23 protein-coding genes are annotated in these 22,045 nt (G+C 67.3%); 8 read left to right on the top strand and 15 right to left on the bottom strand.

All coding sequences use genetic code 11. The features are described 5' to 3' along the window. Nucleotides 1-28: 28 nt before the first annotated feature. From cpaB to ABNX08_RS03680, 6 genes are all read right to left on the bottom strand, one after another. The gene (gene cpaB, locus ABNX08_RS03655; RefSeq protein WP_349608927.1) at nt 29-871 is read right to left on the bottom strand and encodes a Flp pilus assembly protein CpaB; all 843 of its coding nucleotides are present in this window, start codon (nt 869-871) and stop codon (nt 29-31) included. 42 nt (nt 872-913) lie between these two features. After that, nucleotides 914-2,323: an ATP-binding protein gene (locus tag ABNX08_RS03660; protein WP_349608929.1), complete on the bottom strand. Its 1,410-nt coding sequence runs from the start codon at nt 2,321-2,323 to the stop codon at nt 914-916. Between the two features lie 81 nt (nt 2,324-2,404). Then, nucleotides 2,405-2,908 (bottom strand): prepilin peptidase, encoded by a 504-nt coding sequence (locus ABNX08_RS03665; protein ID WP_349608931.1) that lies wholly within the window; start codon nt 2,906-2,908, stop codon nt 2,405-2,407. Nucleotides 2,909-2,923: 15 nt separating this feature from the next. Further along, nucleotides 2,924-3,106, bottom strand: a complete 183-nt coding sequence (locus ABNX08_RS03670; protein WP_349608933.1) for a Flp family type IVb pilin — start codon at nt 3,104-3,106, stop codon at nt 2,924-2,926. A 92-nt stretch (nt 3,107-3,198) separates the two neighbouring features. Next, entirely contained in the window at nt 3,199-3,381 is a 183-nt protein-coding gene (locus tag ABNX08_RS03675) for a Flp family type IVb pilin (RefSeq protein WP_349608935.1), read from the bottom strand. 67 nt (nt 3,382-3,448) lie between these two features. Beyond that, complete coding sequence (locus tag ABNX08_RS03680) at nt 3,449-3,706, bottom strand: hypothetical protein (RefSeq protein ID WP_349608937.1); 258 nt, start codon at nt 3,704-3,706, stop codon at nt 3,449-3,451. Between the two features lie 748 nt (nt 3,707-4,454). Here ABNX08_RS03680 and ABNX08_RS03685 point away from each other — a divergent pair. Both ABNX08_RS03685 and ABNX08_RS03690 read left to right on the top strand, forming a co-directional pair. Continuing rightward, complete coding sequence (locus ABNX08_RS03685) at nt 4,455-5,699, top strand: glycosyltransferase family 87 protein (RefSeq protein ID WP_349608939.1); 1,245 nt, start codon at nt 4,455-4,457, stop codon at nt 5,697-5,699. Nucleotides 5,700-5,741: 42 nt separating this feature from the next. After that, nucleotides 5,742-6,761 carry a glycosyltransferase family 2 protein gene (locus tag ABNX08_RS03690; RefSeq protein WP_349608941.1) on the top strand — a complete coding sequence of 340 codons (1,020 nt, stop codon included), beginning with the start codon at nt 5,742-5,744 and terminating at the stop codon, nt 6,759-6,761. 38 nt (nt 6,762-6,799) lie between these two features. Here the strand turns inward: ABNX08_RS03690 and ABNX08_RS03695 are convergent, their stop codons facing one another. The 4 genes from ABNX08_RS03695 to ABNX08_RS03710 all read right to left on the bottom strand — a co-directional run bounded on the left by ABNX08_RS03695 (nt 6,800) and on the right by ABNX08_RS03710 (nt 11,596). Further along, complete coding sequence (locus tag ABNX08_RS03695; protein WP_349608943.1) at nt 6,800-7,189, bottom strand: GtrA family protein; 390 nt, start codon at nt 7,187-7,189, stop codon at nt 6,800-6,802. Beyond that, nucleotides 7,186-7,920 carry a class I SAM-dependent methyltransferase gene (locus ABNX08_RS03700; protein ID WP_349608945.1) on the bottom strand — a complete coding sequence of 245 codons (735 nt, stop codon included), beginning with the start codon at nt 7,918-7,920 and terminating at the stop codon, nt 7,186-7,188. The genes ABNX08_RS03695 and ABNX08_RS03700 overlap by 4 nt, the downstream gene beginning before the upstream one ends. Nucleotides 7,921-7,946: 26 nt before the next feature. Then, nucleotides 7,947-9,323, bottom strand: coding sequence for a sigma-54 dependent transcriptional regulator (locus ABNX08_RS03705; RefSeq protein ID WP_349608947.1), 1,377 nt, complete (start codon nt 9,321-9,323; stop codon nt 7,947-7,949). 1,328 nt (nt 9,324-10,651) lie between these two features. Then, on the bottom strand, nt 10,652-11,596 hold the full coding sequence (locus tag ABNX08_RS03710) for a LysR substrate-binding domain-containing protein (protein ID WP_349608949.1): 945 nt from the start codon (nt 11,594-11,596) through the stop codon (nt 10,652-10,654). 69 nt (nt 11,597-11,665) lie between these two features. Between ABNX08_RS03710 and ABNX08_RS03715 the strand changes: the two genes are divergently transcribed. Further along, complete coding sequence (locus tag ABNX08_RS03715; RefSeq protein WP_349608951.1) at nt 11,666-12,943, top strand: MFS transporter; 1,278 nt, start codon at nt 11,666-11,668, stop codon at nt 12,941-12,943. A gap of 18 nt (nt 12,944-12,961) precedes the next feature. Here ABNX08_RS03715 and ABNX08_RS03720 read toward each other — a convergent pair whose 3' ends face one another. The 5 genes from ABNX08_RS03720 to hemL all read right to left on the bottom strand — a co-directional run bounded on the left by ABNX08_RS03720 (nt 12,962) and on the right by hemL (nt 17,331). Next, nucleotides 12,962-13,627, bottom strand: coding sequence for an isoprenylcysteine carboxylmethyltransferase family protein (locus ABNX08_RS03720; RefSeq protein ID WP_349608953.1), 666 nt, complete (start codon nt 13,625-13,627; stop codon nt 12,962-12,964). Between the two features lie 298 nt (nt 13,628-13,925). Beyond that, the gene (locus ABNX08_RS03725; RefSeq protein ID WP_349608955.1) at nt 13,926-14,429 is read right to left on the bottom strand and encodes a TPM domain-containing protein; all 504 of its coding nucleotides are present in this window, start codon (nt 14,427-14,429) and stop codon (nt 13,926-13,928) included. 18 nt (nt 14,430-14,447) lie between these two features. Next, nucleotides 14,448-15,311, bottom strand: a complete 864-nt coding sequence (locus tag ABNX08_RS03730; RefSeq protein WP_349608957.1) for a YgcG family protein — start codon at nt 15,309-15,311, stop codon at nt 14,448-14,450. Nucleotides 15,312-15,321: 10 nt separating this feature from the next. Continuing rightward, nucleotides 15,322-15,936, bottom strand: coding sequence for a LemA family protein (locus ABNX08_RS03735; protein WP_022533829.1), 615 nt, complete (start codon nt 15,934-15,936; stop codon nt 15,322-15,324). A gap of 102 nt (nt 15,937-16,038) precedes the next feature. Further along, nucleotides 16,039-17,331 carry a glutamate-1-semialdehyde 2,1-aminomutase gene (hemL, locus tag ABNX08_RS03740; RefSeq protein ID WP_349608959.1) on the bottom strand — a complete coding sequence of 431 codons (1,293 nt, stop codon included), beginning with the start codon at nt 17,329-17,331 and terminating at the stop codon, nt 16,039-16,041. 242 nt (nt 17,332-17,573) lie between these two features. Between hemL and ABNX08_RS03745 the strand changes: the two genes are divergently transcribed. The 5 genes from ABNX08_RS03745 to ABNX08_RS03765 all read left to right on the top strand — a co-directional run bounded on the left by ABNX08_RS03745 (nt 17,574) and on the right by ABNX08_RS03765 (nt 21,953). Beyond that, on the top strand, nt 17,574-17,750 hold the full coding sequence (locus ABNX08_RS03745) for a rubredoxin (RefSeq protein ID WP_022533831.1): 177 nt from the start codon (nt 17,574-17,576) through the stop codon (nt 17,748-17,750). Between the two features lie 373 nt (nt 17,751-18,123). Further along, entirely contained in the window at nt 18,124-18,612 is a 489-nt protein-coding gene (locus ABNX08_RS03750; RefSeq protein WP_349608961.1) for a response regulator, read from the top strand. A 30-nt stretch (nt 18,613-18,642) separates the two neighbouring features. After that, nucleotides 18,643-19,014, top strand: a complete 372-nt coding sequence (locus ABNX08_RS03755; RefSeq protein ID WP_022533833.1) for a PleD family two-component system response regulator — start codon at nt 18,643-18,645, stop codon at nt 19,012-19,014. 56 nt (nt 19,015-19,070) lie between these two features. Beyond that, nucleotides 19,071-19,631 (top strand): chemotaxis protein CheW, encoded by a 561-nt coding sequence (locus ABNX08_RS03760; RefSeq protein ID WP_022533834.1) that lies wholly within the window; start codon nt 19,071-19,073, stop codon nt 19,629-19,631. 105 nt (nt 19,632-19,736) lie between these two features. Further along, entirely contained in the window at nt 19,737-21,953 is a 2,217-nt protein-coding gene (locus ABNX08_RS03765; RefSeq protein WP_349608964.1) for a methyl-accepting chemotaxis protein, read from the top strand. The last annotated feature ends 92 nt before the right edge of the window (nt 21,954-22,045 follow it).

Below are 22,045 nucleotides of genomic sequence, written 5' to 3' on the forward strand. Positions count from 1 at the left end.
CGTCATGTCAGTCAGGGTCACGGGCTGGTCAGAAGCACTCGAGACCGCCCTGCATCCCGGCCAGCACGCCAATGCAGTTGCCGCGGGCGGGCTGTGCTGCCACCGTGCGGGTCTTGACCACGGTGCGCGTGGCGGTCTGGGTGATGACCTTGACCGGCGCCGGTTCCGGGACCTTGCCCAGCAACGTGCCCTTGGTGGCGCCGCCGGTGTTGATGTCGGCCACGTCCATCTGGTTGCGCAGCACCAGCGACAGCGTGCCTACGCTGCGCGCCACGTCCAGCTTCTCGGCCTGCTCGGGCGTGACTTCCAGCGTCACGGCGTTGACCACCTTGGGCTGGGTGTCGTCGCGGCTGACCTGCTGCGCCACTGCCAGCACCAGGATCTTCTCCAGCACGATCTTGGAGATGCTGCCGTTCTGGGTGCTCTTGGCCTCTTCGTTGGTATTGACGATCACGTCGACGTGGTTGCCCGGCAGCGCGAAGCCGGCCACGCCGACTACGTCATTGACGCGCACGGTGATGGCCCGTTTGCCGTCGTTGATCACGGCGGACAGGCCGCCCTTGGTGCCGATCGGCGCAAGCTTGGCGTCGAGGATGGGCTCGCCGCGCTGCAGGCTGGTGCGCACCACGCGGCCTTCCAGCTCCTTGAGGTCTTCGAACGCGCCCGGCGGCACGCTGCCCGAGGGCCAGCTCACCAGGCGCAGCTGGCTGCCATTGAGCGGCTGCCCCAGGTTCAGGTCGGCGGCGGCAACGGCCACCTGCCGCACCGAGCTGGACGATTGCTGGACCAGCCAGCGCGATGCCGACACCACCGCCGCCACGCCGGCGACGAGGGCAATCAGCAGCATCAGGATTGCGCGTGTGTTTTTCATGATGACTCTCCCTGCAGTGATCGGTGTGTGGTGGTTGCCGTGTCAGCCCGCGGTGCGGTGCCCGCCCGGCCAGCGATGTCCCATGCCGGGGATGTCGGGTGCCGGCCGCAGCCCGTAGTAGCTCTGCCAGGCAATCAGCAAGGCTTCTTCGGTGACGTGCGCGGCGTGGCCGTGGTAGCGCACGCCGGACGCGACCAGCCGCAACAAGTCGCGCGGGATGCAGGCCAGCAGCGGCGTGTCGCCCTCGTAGTGCAGGCTCTGCACCAGGAAGTCGAAGACAGCTTCGGTGCTGGACAGGCCAAAGTCGGCGGCGGTGCGGTGGTACACCTCGCGGTAGTCGTCGATCGTCAGCGGCCCCACATAGAGCTTGCTGCCGAGCCGGCGCAGGAAGGCATCGTCGCCCAGATCGGCGGGCTCCAGGTTGCTGGAAAACACCGGCCACACATCGAAAGACACCGAGAAGCGCACGCCGGTGCGCAGCGAGAACATGTCGACGTTGCGGTCCAGCGGCACGATCCAGCGGTTGAGCAGCTCGGTCACGCCTACCAGCTGGCGGCCCAGGTCGTCAATGATGTAGATGCCGTTGTTGGCCTTCATGTGCGGCGGCGCCTGGTAGAAGCCGGAGGTGCTGTCATAGCGCAGGTCCAGCATCGACAGGGTCAGTTCGCCGCCGGACAGAACCACCGGGCGGTGGCACAGGATCCAGCGACGGTCCAGCGAGCGGTGCGCCAGCGACGCCTCGCTGTCGTCGAACGGCTTATGCACCAGCGGATCGAACACCTGGATGATTTCGCCTGCCACGGTGATCGCGTGCGGCACCGGCACCGCGCCGGGCAACAGCGCGCCCAGGCGCTGCGCCAGGTAGGTCTTGCCGCTGCCGGCCGGGCCGTAGATCATCAGCGCGCGGCAGGTGTTCAGCGCCATGCCGATCGCGTCGAGCAGGTGCAGCGGGATGACCAGGTCATGGAAGGCCGCGGTCACATCGGCCTTGGTCACCGACGCGTGGCTGACCGAATGGCGCTGCACCGCGTCGAGGTAGGCGTCCAGCGTGACCGGCGCCGCGCCGGTGTAGCTGCTGCGCGCCATGGCGTCAGCCGCGCGGGTGTAGCCCGCGTCGGTCAGGCGGAAGCGCACGTCCAGGTCGCTGGCGCCGCGGTGCGCGATCTCCAGCAGGCGCTCGCGCACTGCCACGGCGGCCACTTCGTTGACGACGGTGGCGGGCAGCTTCAGCGTATCGGTCAGCACCGCCAGCGTGACGCTGCGGTGCAGGTAGGCGGCCTTGAGCAGCAGGCCGAGCAGCAGCGAGATGTCGAGCCCCGTATCGGCGATGCTCCGGGGCAGCACGTGCCACGGCGGTACCGGCGCGCCGCGATCGGCGTGCGCGCTCCTGGCGCTTGACGGCACCGGCTCGAGATGCCGCGCTGCCTGGGCTGTTTCGTGATGCTCGATCATTGCTGTTCCCCGTTCGCTTTCTGGTGTGCGTTCTCGTTGTTCAGGCAGCAGCCTCTGGCTGCCACGGTACCGTGTCCCGCGTCATGCGCTGGCAAAGAGCAGGGCCAGCGTGCCGGCGGCGATGGCAACCCCGTAGGGCATGGAGCCGACCGAAGGACCGTGCGCTTTGCCGCGAACAATCCCGGCGATATTGCGCACCACCTGGCTGCCGTGGCGGAACCAGCAGACATGTGCCAGCGCCCAGGCCCCTCCCAGCAGGAAAGCCATCAGCGCGATCTGCAGCGCCATGGACGGCCCGAGCCATGCGCCCACGGCCGCCATCAGCTTGACGTCGCCGGCGGCCATGCCGCGCAGCGCATACAGCGGCAGGAATACGGTCAGGCCGGTGAGCCAGCCCAGCGCCCAGCCAGATAGCCCGCTGCCCAGGCCATGAATTACCAGCTGTGCCGGCAGGGCAAGCAGCCACGCACCGAACGTCAGCCAGTTCGGGATGCGACGGTGCTGCAGGTCGATGGCTGCCGCGGCAAGCACGATCGCGATGGCGATCGGGCCGATATACGGTGAGAGCGCCGAGGTGGTGTGCATGGCGTTCCTCTTGATTCAGGGCATGGCGGGCATGACTGCCACGACCATTTCGTAGAGCGCCTTGACTCTTGTGCCCAGGGTGCCGACAGCGGTAACAATGGCCATGGCAATCAGCGCAGCGATCAGCGCGTACTCGATTGCGCTCACGCCCTGTTCATCGCGTTGAAAAGCCCTCCACAGTGCAATCAGGCCCGGCATGGCAGTCTCCGAACTGGGTCTACTTGAAATCCGGGCAGGGTGTAGGGCGACGGGCTTCGCCGCCCACACCCGCACGGACCGTGCTGCTTCGATCAGGCCGGCAGCTTGAGCTTGTCGCCGATGAAGCTGAAGACCGAACTCAGGTTGGTGCCCACGGTCTGCACCGTGGTGATGATCACGACAGCGATCAGCGCAGCGATCAGGCCGTACTCGATGGCGGTAACGCCTTCTTCGTCGCGGACAAACTGCTTCAGGGTATGGGTCAGGGTTTGCATGACATTCTCCTTCTGTGGAAAAGCGCCCTCGCGGGCTTCTGGACTTGCTTGAAACACAACTACGGGTTCAGGGTCGGGTAAAGCGGCTGCTCGGGGGCGCGCAGGTGGCGCAGGCATGGAAGGGCCAGCGCCCGGCGCCGGCGCGTGCGCCGCGCGGGCTGCGTGCCTGCAGCCGGCGTTCGGCGGAGGCATGCATGCAGCGTGCGGCGTGATGGCTGTTGCCGGTGGATGCTAAGGCGCGTGGTTGCACGCTGCCGCCGCGGCGCGCACAGGCGGCCTGTGCGGCATAGCGGCGCGGAATCGCGGGCTGGCGGTCAGCTGGCATGGTTAATTTCCCCTTGTGTACGTCTGCTGTCGGCAATCGCTGTGTCGGCAGTTGCGGTGCTCCTGGCGGTGCGCCGCATGCCTGGCATAGGCAAAGCGTGGGCCAGCCTGGCGGAAACCGTTGCGGCATAAGGCTTTGCGGGCAGCGGTGCAAGCTGGCCGGCGCCGGCGCAAGGCCAAAAGCGGGGTTTCGGCCGGCGCTCGTTGCCACCTGGAAACGCTTGTGCGGCAACGGATTTCGGATGACGCGACTTTTGGCTTAGGGCTGATTGGAGCCGACACGGTGCGCAAGGCCGGCGGCCGGGTGCGCGGCTCAACCATAAGCATGAGGATCGCTGCGACGCCTACCGCGCCTGGATGAGCGCGAGGGATGGGCAGTGGTGGGTCACGCGCCACCGGCCGACAGATGGACGAGCCGCCTGCCTGGGGGACCGACGTTTCCGGATAGAAACGTCAGCCTCTCACGTGCTGCGTCGCGATGCCTCCTTCCGGCCCCCGGTGGCATCCCGCAATCCCTTGCCCGCGGCGGCTTCCGGGCATGCGCCGGGGTCGTGATTCAGAAGCGAAACGTCGGTGGCCCACACCGTGTTTCATTTCACGCCAGCCGGGCTGCGGGCTCTCCCCGTGTCTTGCGTTAATGCCTTGGCGCAACAAGACTAAGCGAAAACAGGGCGTCCCCATTGCCGCCGGTAGCGGCTGCGCAATGCGTACACAGACAGCCCGCACGGACAAGAGAACGGGGGCCTTCCATGACGCAGATATCCATGCAGCCGGTCACGCCCGGGCAGGGCACGCGCCGCGCGCCCGCCGCCCACTGGCTCGACCTCGGCCGCCTGCGCCTGTACTCGCGTGTGGCGCTGGTCTGCTATGCACTGTATTTCGGCATCTGGAGCTTCCGCGCCTGCGCACTGCAGGTGCCAGGCGTGTTCGCTCCCGGCGGCGATTTCGTCGTGTTCTGGAGCGCAGCCAAGCTGGCGCTGGCCAACGGCGCTGCCGCGCCCTACGACTACGCCATGCTGTGGCAGGTAGAACTTGCTACCGTGCCCAACCTTGCCCTCGGCTACGGTGTACTGCCGTGGCTGTATCCGCCGACCTTTCTGTTGTTTGTGCTGGCCTTCGGGCTGCTGCCGTACGGGCTGGCGACGTTCCTTTTCCTCGCCGGCGGCGCCGGCTGGTATGCGTGGGCGCTGTGCCGCACGCTTCCGCGCGAGGCATGGCTGGCCGGCATGGCCTTCCCTGGAATCGCCGTCGTGCTCGCCTGCGGCCAGAACGCGCTATGGCTGGCGGGTTGCGCCGGCCTGGCGCTGGCCTGCCTGCGCTCGCGCCCGGTGCTAGCCGGCGTGTTGCTCGGGCTGGTCACGGTGAAGCCGCACCTTGCGCTGATGTTCCCGGTGGCACTGCTGTGCGCGCGCAACTGGCGTGCGCTGGGCGCGATGGCGGCCACGGCGCTGGCGCTTGCGCTGGCAGCGCTGCTGGCATTCGGCACCGAGCCCTTCGTCGCCTTCCTGGGCAACGCCGGCCGTGCCGCCGCTGAACTGGAGAAGGGCGCCGTGCTATTCGAACGCATGCCGACCGTGTTCGTGGCGGTGAAGGCGCTGTCGGGCAGCCTGGCATTGTCCTACGCGCTGCACGCCATGGTCGCGGCAGCGGCGCTGGCTGCGGTGATCTATGCCTGGTCGCGGCCGTGCAGCTTCGCGCTGCGCGCCGCGGTACTGGCCTGCGCCGGGCTGCTGGTGCCAGCCTATCTCTGGGACTACGACCTCGCCTTCCTCGGCCTGGCCATTGCCTGGCTGGGAACGCATGGCCACCGCAATGGCTGGTTGCGCGGCGAGCGCGAACTGCTGGTGCTGCTGTGGCTGCTGCCGCTGTACGGCATGTCGCTGGGCGGGTGGATCGGCTTCCAGCCGATGCCGCTGGGCCTGATGCTGGCGCTGGCGCTGGGCGTATGGCGAATCCGGCAGGAACGGACGGGCAAGGCATCGTGTGATGCCTGATGACGAGGCGCGCGGCATCGCGCGCCGTGGAGGAAGCAGATCATGGCCAACTTTGAATCCAAGCTGCTGTCGCTGGTGGTGCCGTTCTACAACGAGGAGGCCGCGCTGCATGCGTTCTTCACCCGTGTGGTGCCGATCCTGGAAGCGATTCCGGCGACTGACTTCGAGATCGTCTGCGTCAATGACGGCAGCACGGACGATACGCTTGCCCGGCTGCTGGTCGAGACGCGGCGCGACGCGCGCATCCGCGTCATCGACCTGACGCGCAACTTCGGCAAGGAAGCCGCGCTGACCGTCGGTATCGATGAAGCGGCCGGGGATGCCGTGATCCCGTTCGACGCTGACTTGCAGGATCCTCCCGAGCTGATCCCCACGCTGGTCCAGCGCTGGCGGCAAGGCGCCGAGGTGGTCCTGGCGCAGCGCACCAGCCGGGCCAGCGACTCGTTCCTGAAGCGGGTGAGCGCGGCTGCCTACTACCGCGTGCACAACTGCCTGTCTGACCTGAAGATCCCCGAGAACGTCGGCGACTTCCGCCTGATGGACCGCGCCGTGATCAATGCGCTGAAGCAACTGCCGGAACGGCATCGCTTCATGAAGGGCCTGTTCGCGTGGGTAGGCTTCCGGACCGTGATCGTGCCCTATGAGCGCGCAGTGCGCAGCGCGGGGCGTTCCAAGTTCTCTGGCTGGCGCTTGTGGAATCTTGCGCTCGAGGGCATTACTAGCTTCAGCACCATGCCGTTGCGCAGCTGGACCTATATCGGCATCGTGATCGCGCTTGGCGCTTTCGGTTACGGCGGCTTTATCGTGGCGCGGACCCTGATCCTTGGGGTCGATGTCCCGGGCTATGCATCGCTGCTGTCAGTGCTGCTGTTCCTGGGGGGCATACAGCTGATCGGCCTGGGGGTGGTCGGCGAGTATGTCGGCCGCATCTATGATGAAGCCAAGGGACGGCCGATCTACCTGGTGCGGCGTCGCTACCAGGAAACCGGTCAGGACCGGCTGATCGCTTCCGGCAGGCGCGTGATCCGGATCGACCGCGGGAAAGTGGGCAGCGGCCGCTGATGCCGCTGATGCATTGCGGCCTGGCCGCGTGGCGATGCCTAATCCCGGTACGTCCAGGCCCGGTGCGCAAGGTAGGTGAAGACCGGCACCGTCACCACGACGCAGGCCAGGCCCACCCAATAGCTGGCCCCCACGTACTGGGCGGTCCAGGAAATGCCCATGGTCTGGCACAGCCCGAGCAGGGATACGCCGGCAAAGCGGCCCAGGGTCCGGTGGCGCAGCTGTGAAGAGAAACTCCACAGGGTGTTGAGCAGATAGGAGCAGGCTGTCGCGCACACAAAGGCCACGCAGTTTGCCGTGACCGGTGAGGTCGCCAGCGCGGTGACCAGCGTCGCGGTGATGGCGACATGCACGCCCGTCGAGGTGGCGCCCGATACCAGGAAGCGTGTGACCCGGCGCAGTTCGGGCGCGGCGGTGCTGGCGTTCACGATGCGCGCATGACGGCCATCAGGGAAATGCCGAACGGCAGCGATCCGCGTGCCAGCCAGTGGCGTTCCGTGCTGAACAGGCGGTGCAAGGCGTGGTTGACGGGTTGGGGCGGGAGGCCCGCTCCCGTTGCCTTCTGGTTGCCGCTTAGCCGGTCGCCGACGCGGGCAGCAACCGCAAGCGGAAACAGCAGCGTATTGAAATAGGACATCCGTTGCACGCGCATGCCGCAGCGCGTGGCCAGCGCATGCAGCGAGCGCCTGCTGTAGCGGCGCTGGTGATGCAGGAAAACGTCGTGGGCGCTCCATAGCCATTGGTAGGCCGGCACGGTGATGAGCACGGCTCCGCCTGGCTTTAGCATCCTTGCCGCGCAGTCCAGCGACCCGGCGTCGTCGGCAATGTGTTCAAGGCAGTCCAGCAGGCAAACCAGGTCGAAGCTGTGCTCCGCGAATGGCATGTCGTCAGGGCATCTGCCGCTGCGGATGTCGCAGGCGCCGAGGGCCTTCTCGCGTGCCAGCCGCAGGGCAGTGCCATCCATTTCCACAGCGCTGACATTGCCGAAGCGCGAGAGCATCTCAAGGTTTCCGCCGGTGCCTGCCCCGATTTCCAGGATGGAAGCGTTGCGCGGCAACGCCAGGCCGGACAGAATCGTGGCGACGATTTCGCGCCGCCCCCGGAACCACCAGTGACAGGCTTCGGTTTCGGCCATCTCAAGGTAGGCATCAGGTGACATCGGTCGGCTCCTCCGCGATGGATCGGCTAGCCCTGCACGCAGATCAACCCCAGATCCCCCTTCTTCACCTGCAGCTTGTAATCCCGCATCAGCCGGAACAGCGTCACGCGCGAGATGCCAAGCTCTGCCGCTACATCGATCAGCCGCTCATGATGTCGCTGCAGCGCCTCGATGATGGCATGCTGCTCGGCCGCCTCGCGGATCGCCGCGAGCGTCATCGGGCGTTCCTCCACGGGCGCGGCCAGTTCCAGGTCGGCGGGCTGGATCACGCCGTCCTCGCACATCGCGGCGGCATGGCGGATCCGGTTGATCAGCTCGCGCACATTGCCCGGCCAGTTGTGCAGCTGGATCGCGCGCAGCGCGGTGGGCGAGAAGCCGCGGATGCGGGCCGGCGACTGCTTGCGCACGCCCTCCAGCACGTGCTCGGCGATAAGCATGATGTCGCTGCCGCGTTCGCGCAGTGGGGGCTGGCGCACGCGCAGTACGCACAGGCGGTGGTAGAGGTCGCCGCGGAAGCGTTCGGCGGCGATCGCCGCTTCCAGGTCCACGTGCGTGGCCGAGATGATGCGCACGTCCACCTCCACCGATTCGGTGCCGCCCAGCCGTTCGATGCGCCCGGTCTCCAGGAAGCGCAGCAGGCTGGTCTGGCTCTCCAGCGGCATGTCGCCGATTTCATCGAGGAACAGCGTGCCGCCCTGGGCCATCTCGATTCGGCCGGGCTTGCGCTTGGTCGCGCCGGTGAAGGCACCGCGCTCGTAGCCGAACAGCTCGGACATCAGCAGCGTGGGCGGGATGGCGGCGCAGTTGACCGCGACGAAGGGCTTCTGCGCGCGTTCGGAGGCGCGGTGGATCGCCTGCGCGGCCAGTTCCTTGCCGGTGCCGGACTCGCCCGAGATCAGCACCGGGGTATCCCAGCGCGACACCTTCTCGATGCCGCGGAACAGTGTCTGCATGGCAGAGCAGTTGCCGATCATGCCGTCGGCGCGCGTGGTGCCGGCCACCGGGCGCTGCACGCCGGGTCGCAGCTGCGCCATGCCCTGCGCATGGCCGAGCGAGTGCGCCAGGTCGGCGGGCTCGAACGGCGCGGTGTAGTAGTCGACGAAGTACAGCCCGAGCAGGCGGCGCGCCGCGTCGGTCAGCGCATCGCGGCTGGCGACGATGCCGATCCAGCCGATCTGGGGTTGCGAGAGCCAGGGTTCGAACGACTCCAGCTCGGCATCGCTGAAGCCACAGTGCAGGTCGAGCAGGGCGGCGATGGGCTGGGCGCCGTGTGGCAGCGCATTGAGGTCGTGCAGGTTCGACGCGAAGCTGATCTTCCAGCCCCGCTGTGCGAGTAGCCTGCATAGCATGGCGTCATGGTGCTGCGACAGGTACAGCAGCGGACGATTGGCATATGCGCTCATACGATTTCCCCGGATTTTTTTTGACGAAGCCGGCGCCGGCGGATGCCGTCACTGGCTTCGGTACTGCTAAGGCTTGCGCCGGCCGCATCGTTACGTTGCCACGGCCCGGCACCCTCCCGAAAACTTGTTCTCTTGCCGCCCGGGCGCCGCGCTGCACGGGCTGACCGGCCCGTTCCCTCCGCCGTCGCGGCCTCGCCCCTGATGATGGCGTCGGTCGCGACGGCGGCTGCTTCGCTGCGCCTGCATGGCAGGCCTTCGCTACACCCCGTTTTGTCAGGCGCTCCGGCGATGCCGGGCGGCTGTCTTGTTTTCTGCATGCCGCCCGGCTTGCCGTGGCGACGCGCAGTTTCCAGGCTTCACGGGCCGCTCACGCAAGCTTGCGGCCCGTGTCCCTGAAAGACCTCCTTCTGACCTTGCCGGCGGCCACGGCAAGGTGTCCACCGATGCGGGCCAGTCCCTGCCGCGTGACCCCTCGCTTACAGCGCCAGCCCGAATCCCGCCCTGGGAGTTTGCGGGGATCGTACTGAAACTGATCTTCGGCGACCCCGTGCCACTGTGTTGCCGCTTCGGTTCCAGTCGTCCCCCTGTTCCGGGCTTCTGTTCGCGCGGACATAAGTGCGACGAACGTGCCAGAGCGGGCTAAATCGTTGATAGCAAAGGAAAAGGCGAATTTCCGGCCAGTTGTGGCCAGGCCTCGGCGAGTTATTACGTTCCGTTTTTGATACGTCGACTGGCCATTTTGTGTTGCGATGCAGCATCTGTCCGAATTGTTATGGGACGTGTTACGCACGCTCAGCGCGCCGTAGGTGCGTCATACGATACTTAGCGCCGCTGAAGGCCATCCTAAAGAGGGGAGGCCGGATTTCAAAGGTTAGGGCGCCAGGGCTCTGATGCTGCACGCGGGTGATCTCGTCCAGGAGTTTCATCCTCGTTACAACGGCGTGAAGCGTGTACCCCGGCCACAGCCCCGGCGCAGCGGGAAAGACCTCAGCCTTTTGGCGCCGCGCGCCCCGCGCAGGCGTGGTCGGGCTGAGATAAACGCCACGTTGACAGGCCTTTGCACGAATCGAGGCACGACGGCCCCAGCCGTTTCTCATCTGTTTGGATGGGGTGGGCAGATTTTTCAAGGCGGTGGGCCCGGCGTGAAATATGGTTGCATTTGTGAAACTCGGGGCCAGTAGGCGCCCTTGATGTGCACGCCGCTGACACACCGCCGCTCAGCTCGCGTAAGACGCCAACCCGTTGATTTTGCTTGCGTGGACGAAAATGATTCGTATTGCCAACATCGGCGGGCGAATCAATTTCAGGAATGAAACTGCCCGCCACTGTCAGCGCCGGCAGCGTTCGTTGGCAGCGCTTCCCTGGCGCACCTGTTCCTGCAACCACGCGTGGAATTGCTGGATCGCTTTCTCGCGCGGATTGCCCTCGCGCCAGGTGACCCAGTACTGCAGGCTCGACGGGATGCGGGTGGGCCCGATCTGCACCAGCTCGCGGCTGGCCAGATAGTCGTGCGCCAGCTGCGCGCGCGCGGTCGCCACGCCCAGCCCGGCGACCGCGGACTGCAGCATCAGCCCGGCGTCCTGGAAGATCGGGCCGCGCTCGGGCTCGTCGCCGGGCAGGCCGGCGGCTTCGAGCCAGTCGCGCCAGGGCCGCAGCGCAAAGCGCAGCATCGGCGTGCGCGGCACGTCGGCCAGCGTGAAGCCGGGGTAGCGCGCCAGCAGCGCCGGGCTGGCCACCGCGATCACATGATCCTCGATCAGGTTGTGGCACTCGAAGCCGGGCAGGTCGATGCGCTGGTGCCAGATACCCACGTCTACGCTGTACGGGTCCGGCGGCGTGATCTCGGCGTGCAGGCGCAGGTGCAGGTCCAGCGACGGCACCTGCGCGTGCAGGCTGGGCAGCCGGCGGATCAGCCAGGCATTGGCGAGGTCGGCCATCACGCTGACCTGCAGCCGCACCACCGGCGGGGCGGCGCTGTTGCCGGCCTCGCGCAGCGCGCTTTCGAGGCTGTCGAGCGCGCCGCGCACCTGCTCGGCCAGCCGCGCGCCGGCGCTGGTCGGCGTCATCTGGTTGCCGGTGCGCTGGAACAGCTTGGTGCCCAGGCTGGTCTCCAGCCCGCGGATATGGTGGCTGATGGCGCTGTGGGTGAGTGCCAGCTCTTCCGCCGCGCGCGAGAAGCTGCGGTGGCGCGTGGCGGCCTCGAGCGCGCGTAGCGCTTGCAGGGGCGGCAGGTGGACGGGGCGACCGGCTCGACTGCCGGGAGAATTGGCCATGGCCGTCAAATTCTACTCACAATTGCGGCGGGTATCTTTCGTTGGCCTTGCACCGGAATGGGGAAGACAATGCAGGCCATGACGACCACCACGACGCCTGACTTGTCTTCCGCGCCGCCGGACCTGCAACCCGCTGCGCAGCCCGCCCGGGCCCGCTGGCGCGTGCTGGCGGTGTTCTCGCTGGGCTTTCTCGTCTCCTATGTGTTCCGCGGGGTCAACCTCGGCTTTGCGCCGTACCTGACGCGCGAGCTGGGCCTGAATGCCGGCGACCTGGGCCTGCTCACCAGCTTCTACTTCCTCGGCTTTGCCTGCGCCCAGCTGCCGGCGGGCATCCTGCTGGACCGCTACGGCCCGCGCCGCACCGAGGCGGCGATGCTGCTGGTGGCGGTGGCCGGCTCGCTGGTGTTCGCGATGGCGCCCGGCATGGCCGGGTTGGCCGCTGGCCGGCTGCTGATTGGCGTGGGCGTATCGGTGTGCCTGGGCGCGGCCATCCAGGCGTTGTCGATGTGGTTCCCGCTGTCGCGCATGCCGCTGCTCAATGGCGTGGTGATGGCCATCGGCGGGCTGGGCGCAGTGCTGGTCGGCACGCCACTGTCGTGGCTGCTGTCGCTCACCGACTGGCGCACGGTCAGCGCCGGGCTGGCGGGCGTCTCGCTGGCGATGGCGGTGCTGCTGTGGTTCGGCGTGCCCGACAAGCCGCGCGCCGGCAAGGAAAGCCTGCGCGAACAGCTGCGCGGCACGCGCCAGATCCTGGCGAGCGAGCGCTTCTGGCGCGTGGTGCCGCTGACGCTGCTCAACCAGGGCGTGTTCCTGGCGGTGCAGACGCTGTGGGTCGGGGCCTTTATGCGCGACGTGGCTGGCTTCGGCCCCGCCACCAGCGCGCGACTGGTCTCGGTGATCGGCTTTGCGATGATGGCCGGCTGCGTCGGCGCGGGCTGGGCCGCGCGCCACCTGGAGCGGATTGGCGTGAGCCTGTACGCCTTTGCCGGTGCGGGCATGACCGGCTTTATCGTGGTCCAGGTGCTACTGATGGCACAGGTGCCGCTGCCGCCGGCGCTGCTGTGGGCGGCCTATGGCGTGTTCGGCTCGAGCGGCATCCTGACCTATGCGGTGCTGGCGCGCAGCTTCCCGGACGCGCTGATCGGCCGCGCCACCACGGCGCTGACGCTGACGGTGTTCCTCGCGACCTTTGCCTGCCAGGTCGGGGTCGGCTTCGTGCTGGATTTGTGGCCGGCTACCGGTGGCCAATATCCGAAGGCAGCGCACCTGGCGGCATGGAGCGGACTGGTGGTGCTGCAGGCGCTGGCGGCGGTTTGGTATCTGATGGGCGCGCGCCGCCCCCGCTGACGATTGGGCAGGGGCCGCTCAGTAAACGCCCGGCAATGCGCGAAACCGTACAGTTTCGCGATACCGGCGGTACTCGGGATCATCGGACAGCAGCTTTTCTTCCCGATTTATCCGCACCGCCTGCAGGGCATACAGGCCGGCGTAGACAAGCAAGTTCTGCAACCCGAAGTTCGTTAGCAAAAAGCCGACGTCGGCGATGAAGTAGCCCAGGTAGATCGGATGTCGCACAAATCGGTAAGCGCCGTGCGACACAATCCCACGATTGGCAGGCAGTATCCCGAACGAGAAACGCAGCGAGACCTTTGCATAGATTTGCCACGAAATCCCGAGGATCTGCAGGCCAGCCCCGAACAGTTCGGGTACCAGGCTGTTCCCTGGCCCCAGGTTTACTCCAATGAAGTAGTACGAAGCTCCCAATGAGCAGAGTACTGTGACGGGATTCCAGTCTCGCTTCTTCGGAACCCGGACAAACAGGGACAGGCCAACCGTCAGGCAATTTGCCAATACGAGCAGCAGCAAGGTGATTCGCGTTGGGTCAGCAATCCACTGCCGGATTGCCGCGTATGCGAATAATGCGAACACCAAGGCGGTGGCAGCTCTGAGACCAGCCTCCAACAGCAATTCTCGAAGGTCTATTTTGGGCGCAGGTGCCCGCCGGTCTTTCTCCGCTGCGATTTCCAACATGGTCCTCCCCTTATTCAGCGGAGTCTGAATGCTCTACCTCTCTCGCTGTGATGCAGTTGTTCACCAAGCGTAGCCCTTGAGCGCTGGAGGTCATATCGGGCAAAAGTATGTTTCGCGCATGAAAAGCTCCCCTCTCACGCAAATGCTGGCACTGGCACTTGCGAGCTGATTCGGGAGAATGGGGAAATCGCGAAGAGAGCTGGGACACCGAAGGTCGGAACGGCAATCAGCGAGGCGGGCTCGCCGGCGCATCGCTCGCCATTGTGTTCAGGACCGATGGTGAAACCATAGACAGGCCCTAGAGCACGATCGGCCGGTCGTCCAGTTCGTTAGGGTTATACCCATCATCCGACGGGAAGTGCGTGGCCAGCAGGTCGTGGATGCGCGCCACCGTGGCCAGCACCGGCTCCACCGACAGGTTCTTCCTGAGTCCGCGCGCCAGCTCGTCGCACAGCTCGCGCCAGGTGTCGGCACCCACGCGGGCGTCGATGCCGCGGTCGGCCAGCAGCTCGACCGCATGGTCGGCCAGGTTGATATAGAGCAGCACGCCGGTATGGTCTTCGGTATTCCAGACTTCCAGCGCGCCGAACAGGAAGCGGGCGCGCTCGCGCGGCGTGACCCCGGCCCAGGCATCGCCGACTGGCATGCTGGCCTCGATTACCACGCGGATCTCGCCGCGGTGGCGGGCTTCACCGGCATGCACGGCCTGGTGCAGCTGCTTCTGCGCGTCAGGCGGGAAGTGCCGGCGCGCGGCGCTGGCCGTGGTGGCGATGTGGTGCAGTGCGCGTCGCAGATTCGGCATCGTCTGTATTCCTTGCTGTCACCAGTTGCCGGAGGCGCCGCCGCCATCGAAGCCGCCGCCGCCCCCGCCGCCAAAGCCGCCACCACCGCTGCCGCCGCCAAATCCACCACCACCGCCCCAGCCGCCACCGCGACGGCCCCAGTCCTGTCCCATGCCATAGCCGCCCAGCCCACCCAGGCCGCCGGCGATCACATCGCGGCCGCGCCGGGTGGTGACGATCTGCGGGCCGCGCCGGCGCAGGATTGCACTGAGGAAGAAGAACACGATGATTGCCAGCGGGAACAGCACCGGCAGCAAGTCGGCCAGCGCGGACGCCTGCTGCACCTTGCGTGCCTGCGGGCCCGGCAGGCCTTCCTTGTCGATGGTGGCCTGGATCGCGGAGATGCCCGCCGCCAGTCCGCCGTAGAAGTCGTTCTGGCGGAAGTGCGGCGCCATGATGTCCTGCAGGATGCGCTTGGACATGGCGTCGGTCAGCGAGCCCTGCACGCCACGGCCCACTTCCAGCCGCATCTTGCGCAGCCCCGGCGGGTTGTCCTTGGCGATCAGCACGATCACGCCGTCGTCGATGCCCTTGCGCCCGGCGCGCCAGGCGTCGGCCACGCGGATGCTGTAGGCGTCGATGGGCTCGGGGTCGGTGGTGGGGACCATCAGCACGAAGATCTGGCTGCCGCGCTGCTGCTCGTATTCCGCCAGTACGTTTTCCAGCGCGCCGCGCTGCTGCGGCGTCAGTGTGCCGGTCAGGTCGGTGACGCGCTGGGTGAGCGGCGGCACCGGCACGAACCCGTCAGCCGCCAGCGCCGGGCCGGACAAGATCGTCGCCAGCCACAGCAGGGCGACGGCCAGCCAGCCCAGCCGCAGGCGCGAGCGCAGGGTGTGGCCCATGTGTGCAGCCTCAGAACTTGACTGCGGGCGGCGTCGAGATGGCCTTCTCGTTTTCCACCGTGAACGACGGCTTGACCGGATACTTGAAGATCATCGCCGTCAGGTTGGTCGGGAAGCTGCGCGCCAGGATATTGAAGTCCTGCACCGCGGCGATATAGCGCTGGCGTGCCACGGTGATGCGGTTCTCGGTGCCTTCGAGCTGCGACTGCAGGTCGCGGAACGAGGCGTCGGCCTTCAGTTGCGGGTAGTTCTCGGACACCGCCAGCAGGCGCGACAGCGCGCCGGACAGTTCGCCCTGCGCCTGCTGGAAGCGCTTGAAGGCTTCCGGGTCGTTCAGGGTCTCGGGCGAGACCTGGATGCTGGTGGCGGCGGCGCGGGCCTTGGTCACCGCTTCGAGGGTCTCGCGCTCGTGCGACGCGTAGCCCTTGACGGTGTTGACCAGGTTGGGGATCAGGTCGGCGCGGCGCTGGTACTGGTTGATGACTTCGCTCCAGGCCGCCTTGACCGCCTCGTCCTTGGACTGGAAGTCGTTGTAGCCGCACGCGGACAGCAGGCTGGCCATGACCGCCAGCAGCAGCCAGCGGAAGACGGACAGCGGCGAGGACAGGGACGAAGAGGCGCGCATCGGGAAACTCCGCGGGTTAGACATGGATTAAGCGAATCCCAAGTGTAGCGCACCGCCCATGTGGCAGGCGGCGCACCGGGCGCCGCCTGCCTGACGGGGCGCTCAGCCTGCCGCGAACGCCTTGCGCGCGGCGTCGAGCGTGGCCGCCAGGATGGCGTCGTCGTGCTGCGCCGAAACAAAGCCGGCCTCAAATGCCGACGGCGCCAGGTAGACGCCCTGGTCCAGCATGGCGTGGAAGAAGCGGTTGAAGCGCGCGGTGTCGCTCTTGGTCACCTCGGCAAAGCTGCCGGGCACGCCGTCGCGGAAGTAGATGCCGAACATACCGCCGACCGCATCGGCCGCGAACGGCACGCCGGCGGCCTTGGCGGCTTCGGCCAGGCCATCGGCCAGCTTGCGCGTCTGCGCCGCCAGCCGGTCGTGGAAGCCCGGCGCCTGGATCAGCTTGAGCGTGGTCAGGCCCGCGGCCACCGCCAGTGGGTTGCCCGACAGCGTGCCGGCCTGGTAGACGCCGCCCAGTGGCGCCAGTTTGGCCATGATGTCGCGCCGCCCGCCGAAGGCCGCGGCCGGCATGCCGCCGCCGATCACTTTGCCCAGGCAGGTCATGTCCGGCTTGATGCCGTAGTGCGCCTGCGCACCGCCCAGCGCCACGCGGAAGCCAGTCATCACTTCGTCAAAGATCAGCACCGCGCCGTCGCGCGTGCACAGCTCGCGCATGGCCTTCAGGAACGCATCGGTGGCGCGCACCAGGTTCATGTTGCCGGCCACCGGCTCGACGATCACCGCGGCGATCTCGCCGGCATGCTTGGCAAAGGCTTGCTCGAGCTGCTCGACGTTGTTGTACTCCAGCACCATGGTGTGGCGCGTCACGTCCGCCGGCACGCCGGCCGAAGAGGGCGCATTCTGCGTGGTGTCGGCAAAGGTCAGCAGGCCCGAGCCGGCCTTGACCAGCAGGCTGTCGGCATGGCCGTGGTAGCAGCCCTCGAACTTGATGATCAGGTCGCGGCCGGTAAAGCCACGCGCCAGGCGCAGCGCGCTCATGGTGGCCTCGGTGCCGGAGGAGACCAGGCGCACCTGCTCGATCGACGGCACCAGCTTGCAGATTTCCTCGGCCATCACGATCTCGGCCTCGGTCGGCGCGCCGAACGAGAAGCTGTGCGTGGCGGTTTCCTGGATGGCACGCACCACCTCGGGGTGGGCGTGGCCGACGATCATCGGGCCCCAGGAGCCGATGTAGTCGATATAGCGCTGGCCGTCGGCGTCCCACATATAGGCTCCCTCGGCGCGCGTGATAAAGCGCGGCGTGCCGCCCACCGAGCGGAAGGCGCGCACGGGCGAGTTGACGCCGCCCGGGATGGTCTGCTGGGCGCGGTCGAAGAGCTGCTGATTACGGGACATGGCGTTGAGGTGGGAATCAAGTCTGCGGAGAACGTGTCCGGCTGGGCCCAGGACTTGTCGTTGACATGCGGCAAGAACAGCTGAATTTCGCTGCAATTGACTGCCAATCATGCGCTAACAGGGCGCTAACAGGCGCGAACACGGCGGAACTGGCACGATTCCGGCGGTCGCCGGCTGGCGTCGGCGTCACGGTTTCGGTACCATCTGCGCTGGATTTTAATGGAGAGTGGCCAGAGCCTGTTATGGACGAAGAATTCAAGACTTGGATGTGCCTGATCTGCGGCTGGATCTACGACGAAGCCACAGGCGCGCCGGAAGACGGCATCGCCCCCGGGACCCGGTGGGAAGACGTGCCCATCAACTGGACCTGCCCGGAGTGCGGCGCGCGCAAGGAAGATTTCGAGATGGTTGCCATCTGACGAGCCCGGCGGGGCGGCAGGCGCCATGTCGGCTGCACGCCATCGAGGCTTCACAGAAAAGCCGCATACTGGCCGCGCGCGTCGCGCCAATGCGACAGAACGCCGGCAAGGGCCCGCCGGACCGGATTGACGGCCCCCCGGCGTCTTGTCACACTCTGTTGCAAAATGACTGGCCGTCCATCCGCCATCGGTGAGGAAGACGGCAGGCAGGTGCGGGTTCCACGCACCGCCGCTGCCGGGCACAGCCCGGCCTTGAAGGGAAATAAGAATTTGTCGGGGGTCCGTCGGGGCGCGCATGGGTCGCGCTGCTTCGCACGGGTGTTCTCAAGTGATTGCCGGCGCTCCGCATGGGGCAGCTGGTCGCGGGAACAACATGCGGGTCGCTCAAACAGAAGAAAACCAGCGGGTCACTGCCGCCGGCGTCCACGCGACGCCTGGCAATTCCACACCAGACGCCACGGCGCCGCCGCGCCGCAAGGTGCTGGTGATCGACGATTCCAGCACCATCCGCCGCACGGCGGAGATATTCCTGTCGCAGGCGGGATACCAGGTGACGTTGGCCGAAGACGGCTTTGAGGCGCTGGCCAAGGTCGGCGATCTGCATCCGGACCTGGTCTTCTGCGACATCCTGATGCCCCGGCTCGACGGGTATCAGACCTGCTCCCTGATCAAGAAAAGCCCCCGGTTCCATGCCATCCCCGTGATCATGCTGTCCTCGCGCGACGGCGTGTTCGACCGCTCGCGCGGCCGCCTGGTCGGCGCGCATGACCACCTGGCCAAGCCGTTCACCCGTGAAGCGCTGCTGCAGGCCGTGCAGGGCTGCCTGCCGTGCCAGTCCGCGGGTGCCGTGCTGCCGGCCTGAGTGAACCGAACTGCATCGAAGGAAAACCTCATGACTGCCATCAACAAGATCCTGATCGTCGACGATTCCCCGACCGAAGCCCTGTTCATGTCCGACCTGCTCGGCAAGCGCGGCTTCAAGGTCGCGGTCGCCGGCAACAGCGACCAGGCCTTCGCGCGCCTGGAAGCCGAGAATTTCGACCTGATCCTCATGGACGTGGTGATGCCCGGCCAGAACGGCTACCAGGCCACCCGCGCGATCAAGCGCGACGACCGCTTCAAGGACATCCCCGTGATCATGTGCACCAGCAAGGGCCTGGACACCGACCGCATCTGGGGCATGCGCCAGGGCGCGTCCGACTACATCGTCAAGCCCGTCGACGGCGAAGAGCTGCTGGGCAAGATCGCCGCGCTGTCGCACTGAATTCGCGCGCGCATGCCGTACGGGATGCCGCCGCCACCTGTTCCGGGGACCGCCAGATGAACGCGCCACGCCAAGACCTCCGTGCCCGCCAGACCCGCTTGCAGGACTACCAGGCCATGCTGGCCCGGCGCCTGCGCGAGGCGCGCAGCCTGCCCGCGGCCGACAGCTACCTGGCGCTGCAGGTCGGGCCGCGCAACTGGTTGCTGCCGCTGGCCGACACCGGCGAGGTGCTGGACATGCGCGCGCCCAGCCGCGTGCCGCTGACACAGCCGTGGTACAGCGGGCTGGTCAACGCGCGCGGCAGCCTGCTTGGGGTGATCGATTTCAGCCTGTTCTGCGGCGGCGCGCCGACGCCGGTGCAGCCGGGCAGCAAGATCGTGGTGCTGTCGCGCCAGGTCGAGCGCGCCTGCGCCATCCTGGCCACGCGCGTGGCGGGTTTGCGCCATGCCGCCGACCTGAGCCTGCCGCACGGCGACGCGACGACGCCGTCCGCCGCCACGCGGGCCTGGGAGGGCCAGCGCTTTGCCGACCGCGACGGGCGTGACTGGCAGGTGCTGGACGTGCGCGCGCTGCTGGACGCCCCGGCGTTCCTGCAGGTAGGACGGGGCGCGGCCTGAGGTCCCGCAACAAAACAAATAACAATAACGAAGCGCAGGCCACGGCCTGCCGCACCCGGCAACGAGCCGCCGGGCACGACAACGAATAAAACGGAAGAGGGTGCTATGGGTTTCAAGAAAATCAGCCTGGGCCGGCGCAAACCGGCAGCGGATGCGGCCGCCGGCCTGGTGACCGAGCCGGGCATGGCCTATGCCGGCGGCCCGGAGCCCGCACCCGTCCCATCCGCCGCCGCCAGGGGGCTTGGCGCCACGCCGCTGGAGCAGGTCACGGCCTGGCTCGGGCGCATGCCGTTCTCGTCCCAGCAGCGGGCGCTGACGGTGGGCGTGGTGGTGTCGCTGGTGGCGCTGCTGGGCTCGGTGTACATGGACAACCGCATCGCCAACAACGCCGCGGCGCAGATCGAGATCGCCGGCGACATGCTGATGCACTCGCAGCGCCTGGGCAAGGCGGTGCCGGTGGCGCTGCTGGGCAATGCGCAGGCCTTCACGCAGCTGCGCCAGTCCAAGGACGCGCTCGCCGGGGACCTGAAGGCGCTGCAGGACGGCAGCGACGAGAAGCGCGTGCGCGCCAGCTCCGGCGCGGCCGCGCCGCTGTTGGAAACCGCGATGCAATCGTGGAAGCGCTCCGAGAAGAGCGCGGCTGACGTGCTGGCGCAGCAGCCGGTGCTGACCACCATCGGCCAGACGCTGCAGATCTTCAACGCCTCCAACCCGGAGCTGCTCGAATCCGCCGAACAGGTGGCCGCGATCAAGCTGCAGTCCGGCGCCAACGCGCGCGAGGTGGCTGCTTCCGCGCAGCTGGTGATGCTGACGCAGCGCCTGGGCAAGAACCTGAACGAGTTCCTGGCCGGCGAAGGCGTCAATCCCGAGACCGCGTTCCTGCTGGGCAAGGACACCAACACCTTCCGCGAGACGCTGGACGGCCTGCTCAACGGCAGCGAGGCGCTGCGATTGTCCGCGGCCGCGGACGAAGAGACGCGCGGCTACCTGCAGCAGCTGTTGCAGCGTTTCGAGGCGGTGCAGAAGACCACCCAGACCATCCTGCAGAACCTGCCCGGCCTGATTGCGGCAAAGCGCGCGCAGCAGCAGATCTTCAACGACAACGAGGCGCTGCGCGGCGAGCTGTCGACGCTGCAGCGCGCCTATGCCGAGTCGGCGCGCTTCCGCCCGGTGACGCTGGGCGCGACCGTGGTGTCGGCGCTGATGACGCTGCTGTGCCTGGTTGGCCTGGCGGCGCTGTACCTGCGCGATTCGCGCACGCGCGCGCTGGAAGCCGAGGCGCGCGAACGCGAGGCCGAATCGCGCCGCCTGGAAGAAAAGCGCAACAACGACAACACCCAGAAGGCAATTCTGCAGCTGATGAACGAGCTGCAGGACATCGCCGACGGCGACCTGACGCGCCAGGCCACCGTGACCGAGGACATCACCGGCGCCATTGCCGACTCGGTCAACTACACCGTGGAAGAACTGCGCGAGCTGGTCGGCCGGGTGCAGCAGACCGCCGGCGAGGTGACGCAGGCCTCGGGGCAGGTGCAGTCCACCTCGACCCAGCTGGTATCGACCACCGAAGAGCAGTCGCGCCAGATCCGCCAGACCGGCGAATCGGTGGTGGAGATGGCCGACCGCATCACGCAGGTATCGCGCGGCGCTGCCGAGTCGGCCAACGTGGCGCGCGCCTCGCTGTCTGCTGCCGAGCAAGGCCAGCAGGCGGTGCAGAACGCCATCACCGGCATGAACGACATCCGCGAGCAGATCCAGGAAACCTCCAAGCGGATCAAGCGCCTGGGCGAGTCGTCGCAGGAGATCGGTGAAATCGTCGAGCTGATCTCGGACATTACCGAGCAGACCAACGTGCTGGCACTGAACGCCGCGATCCAGGCCGCGTCGGCCGGCGAGGCCGGGCGCGGTTTCTCGGTGGTGGCAGAAGAAGTGCAGCGGCTGGCCGAGCGCTCCGGCGAGGCGACCAAGCAGATCGGCGCGCTGATCCGCACCATCCAGACCGATACCCAGGATGCGGTGCACGCGATGGAGCGCAGCACCCAGGGCGTGGTCGAAGGGGCGCGGCTGTCTGACAACGCTGGCGCCGCGCTGGTCGAGATCGGCCGCGTGTCGCGCCAGCTCGCCGAGCTGATCGAGCAGATCTCGCAATCGACCTCGCATGAGGCCGACCTGGCCACCACCGTGGCCCGCCATATCGAGCGCATCCTGCAGGTCACCGAGCAGACCACCACCGGCACGCGCCAGACCGCGCAGTCGGTGCGCCAGCTGACGCTGCTGACCGAAGAGCTGCGCAACTCCGTGTCGCGATTCAAGATCGTCTGAGTGGCCGGATGACGCCTGCGACCGCTTCCGCGCATAGCGGCCCCCGCTTTGGCCACGCCTGCAAAGCCAACTCAGCGCCGGCCCGGCCCCGC

The organism is Cupriavidus sp. DF5525, assembly GCF_040149425.2.
GTDB lineage: Bacteria > Pseudomonadota > Gammaproteobacteria > Burkholderiales > Burkholderiaceae > Cupriavidus > Cupriavidus pickettii_A.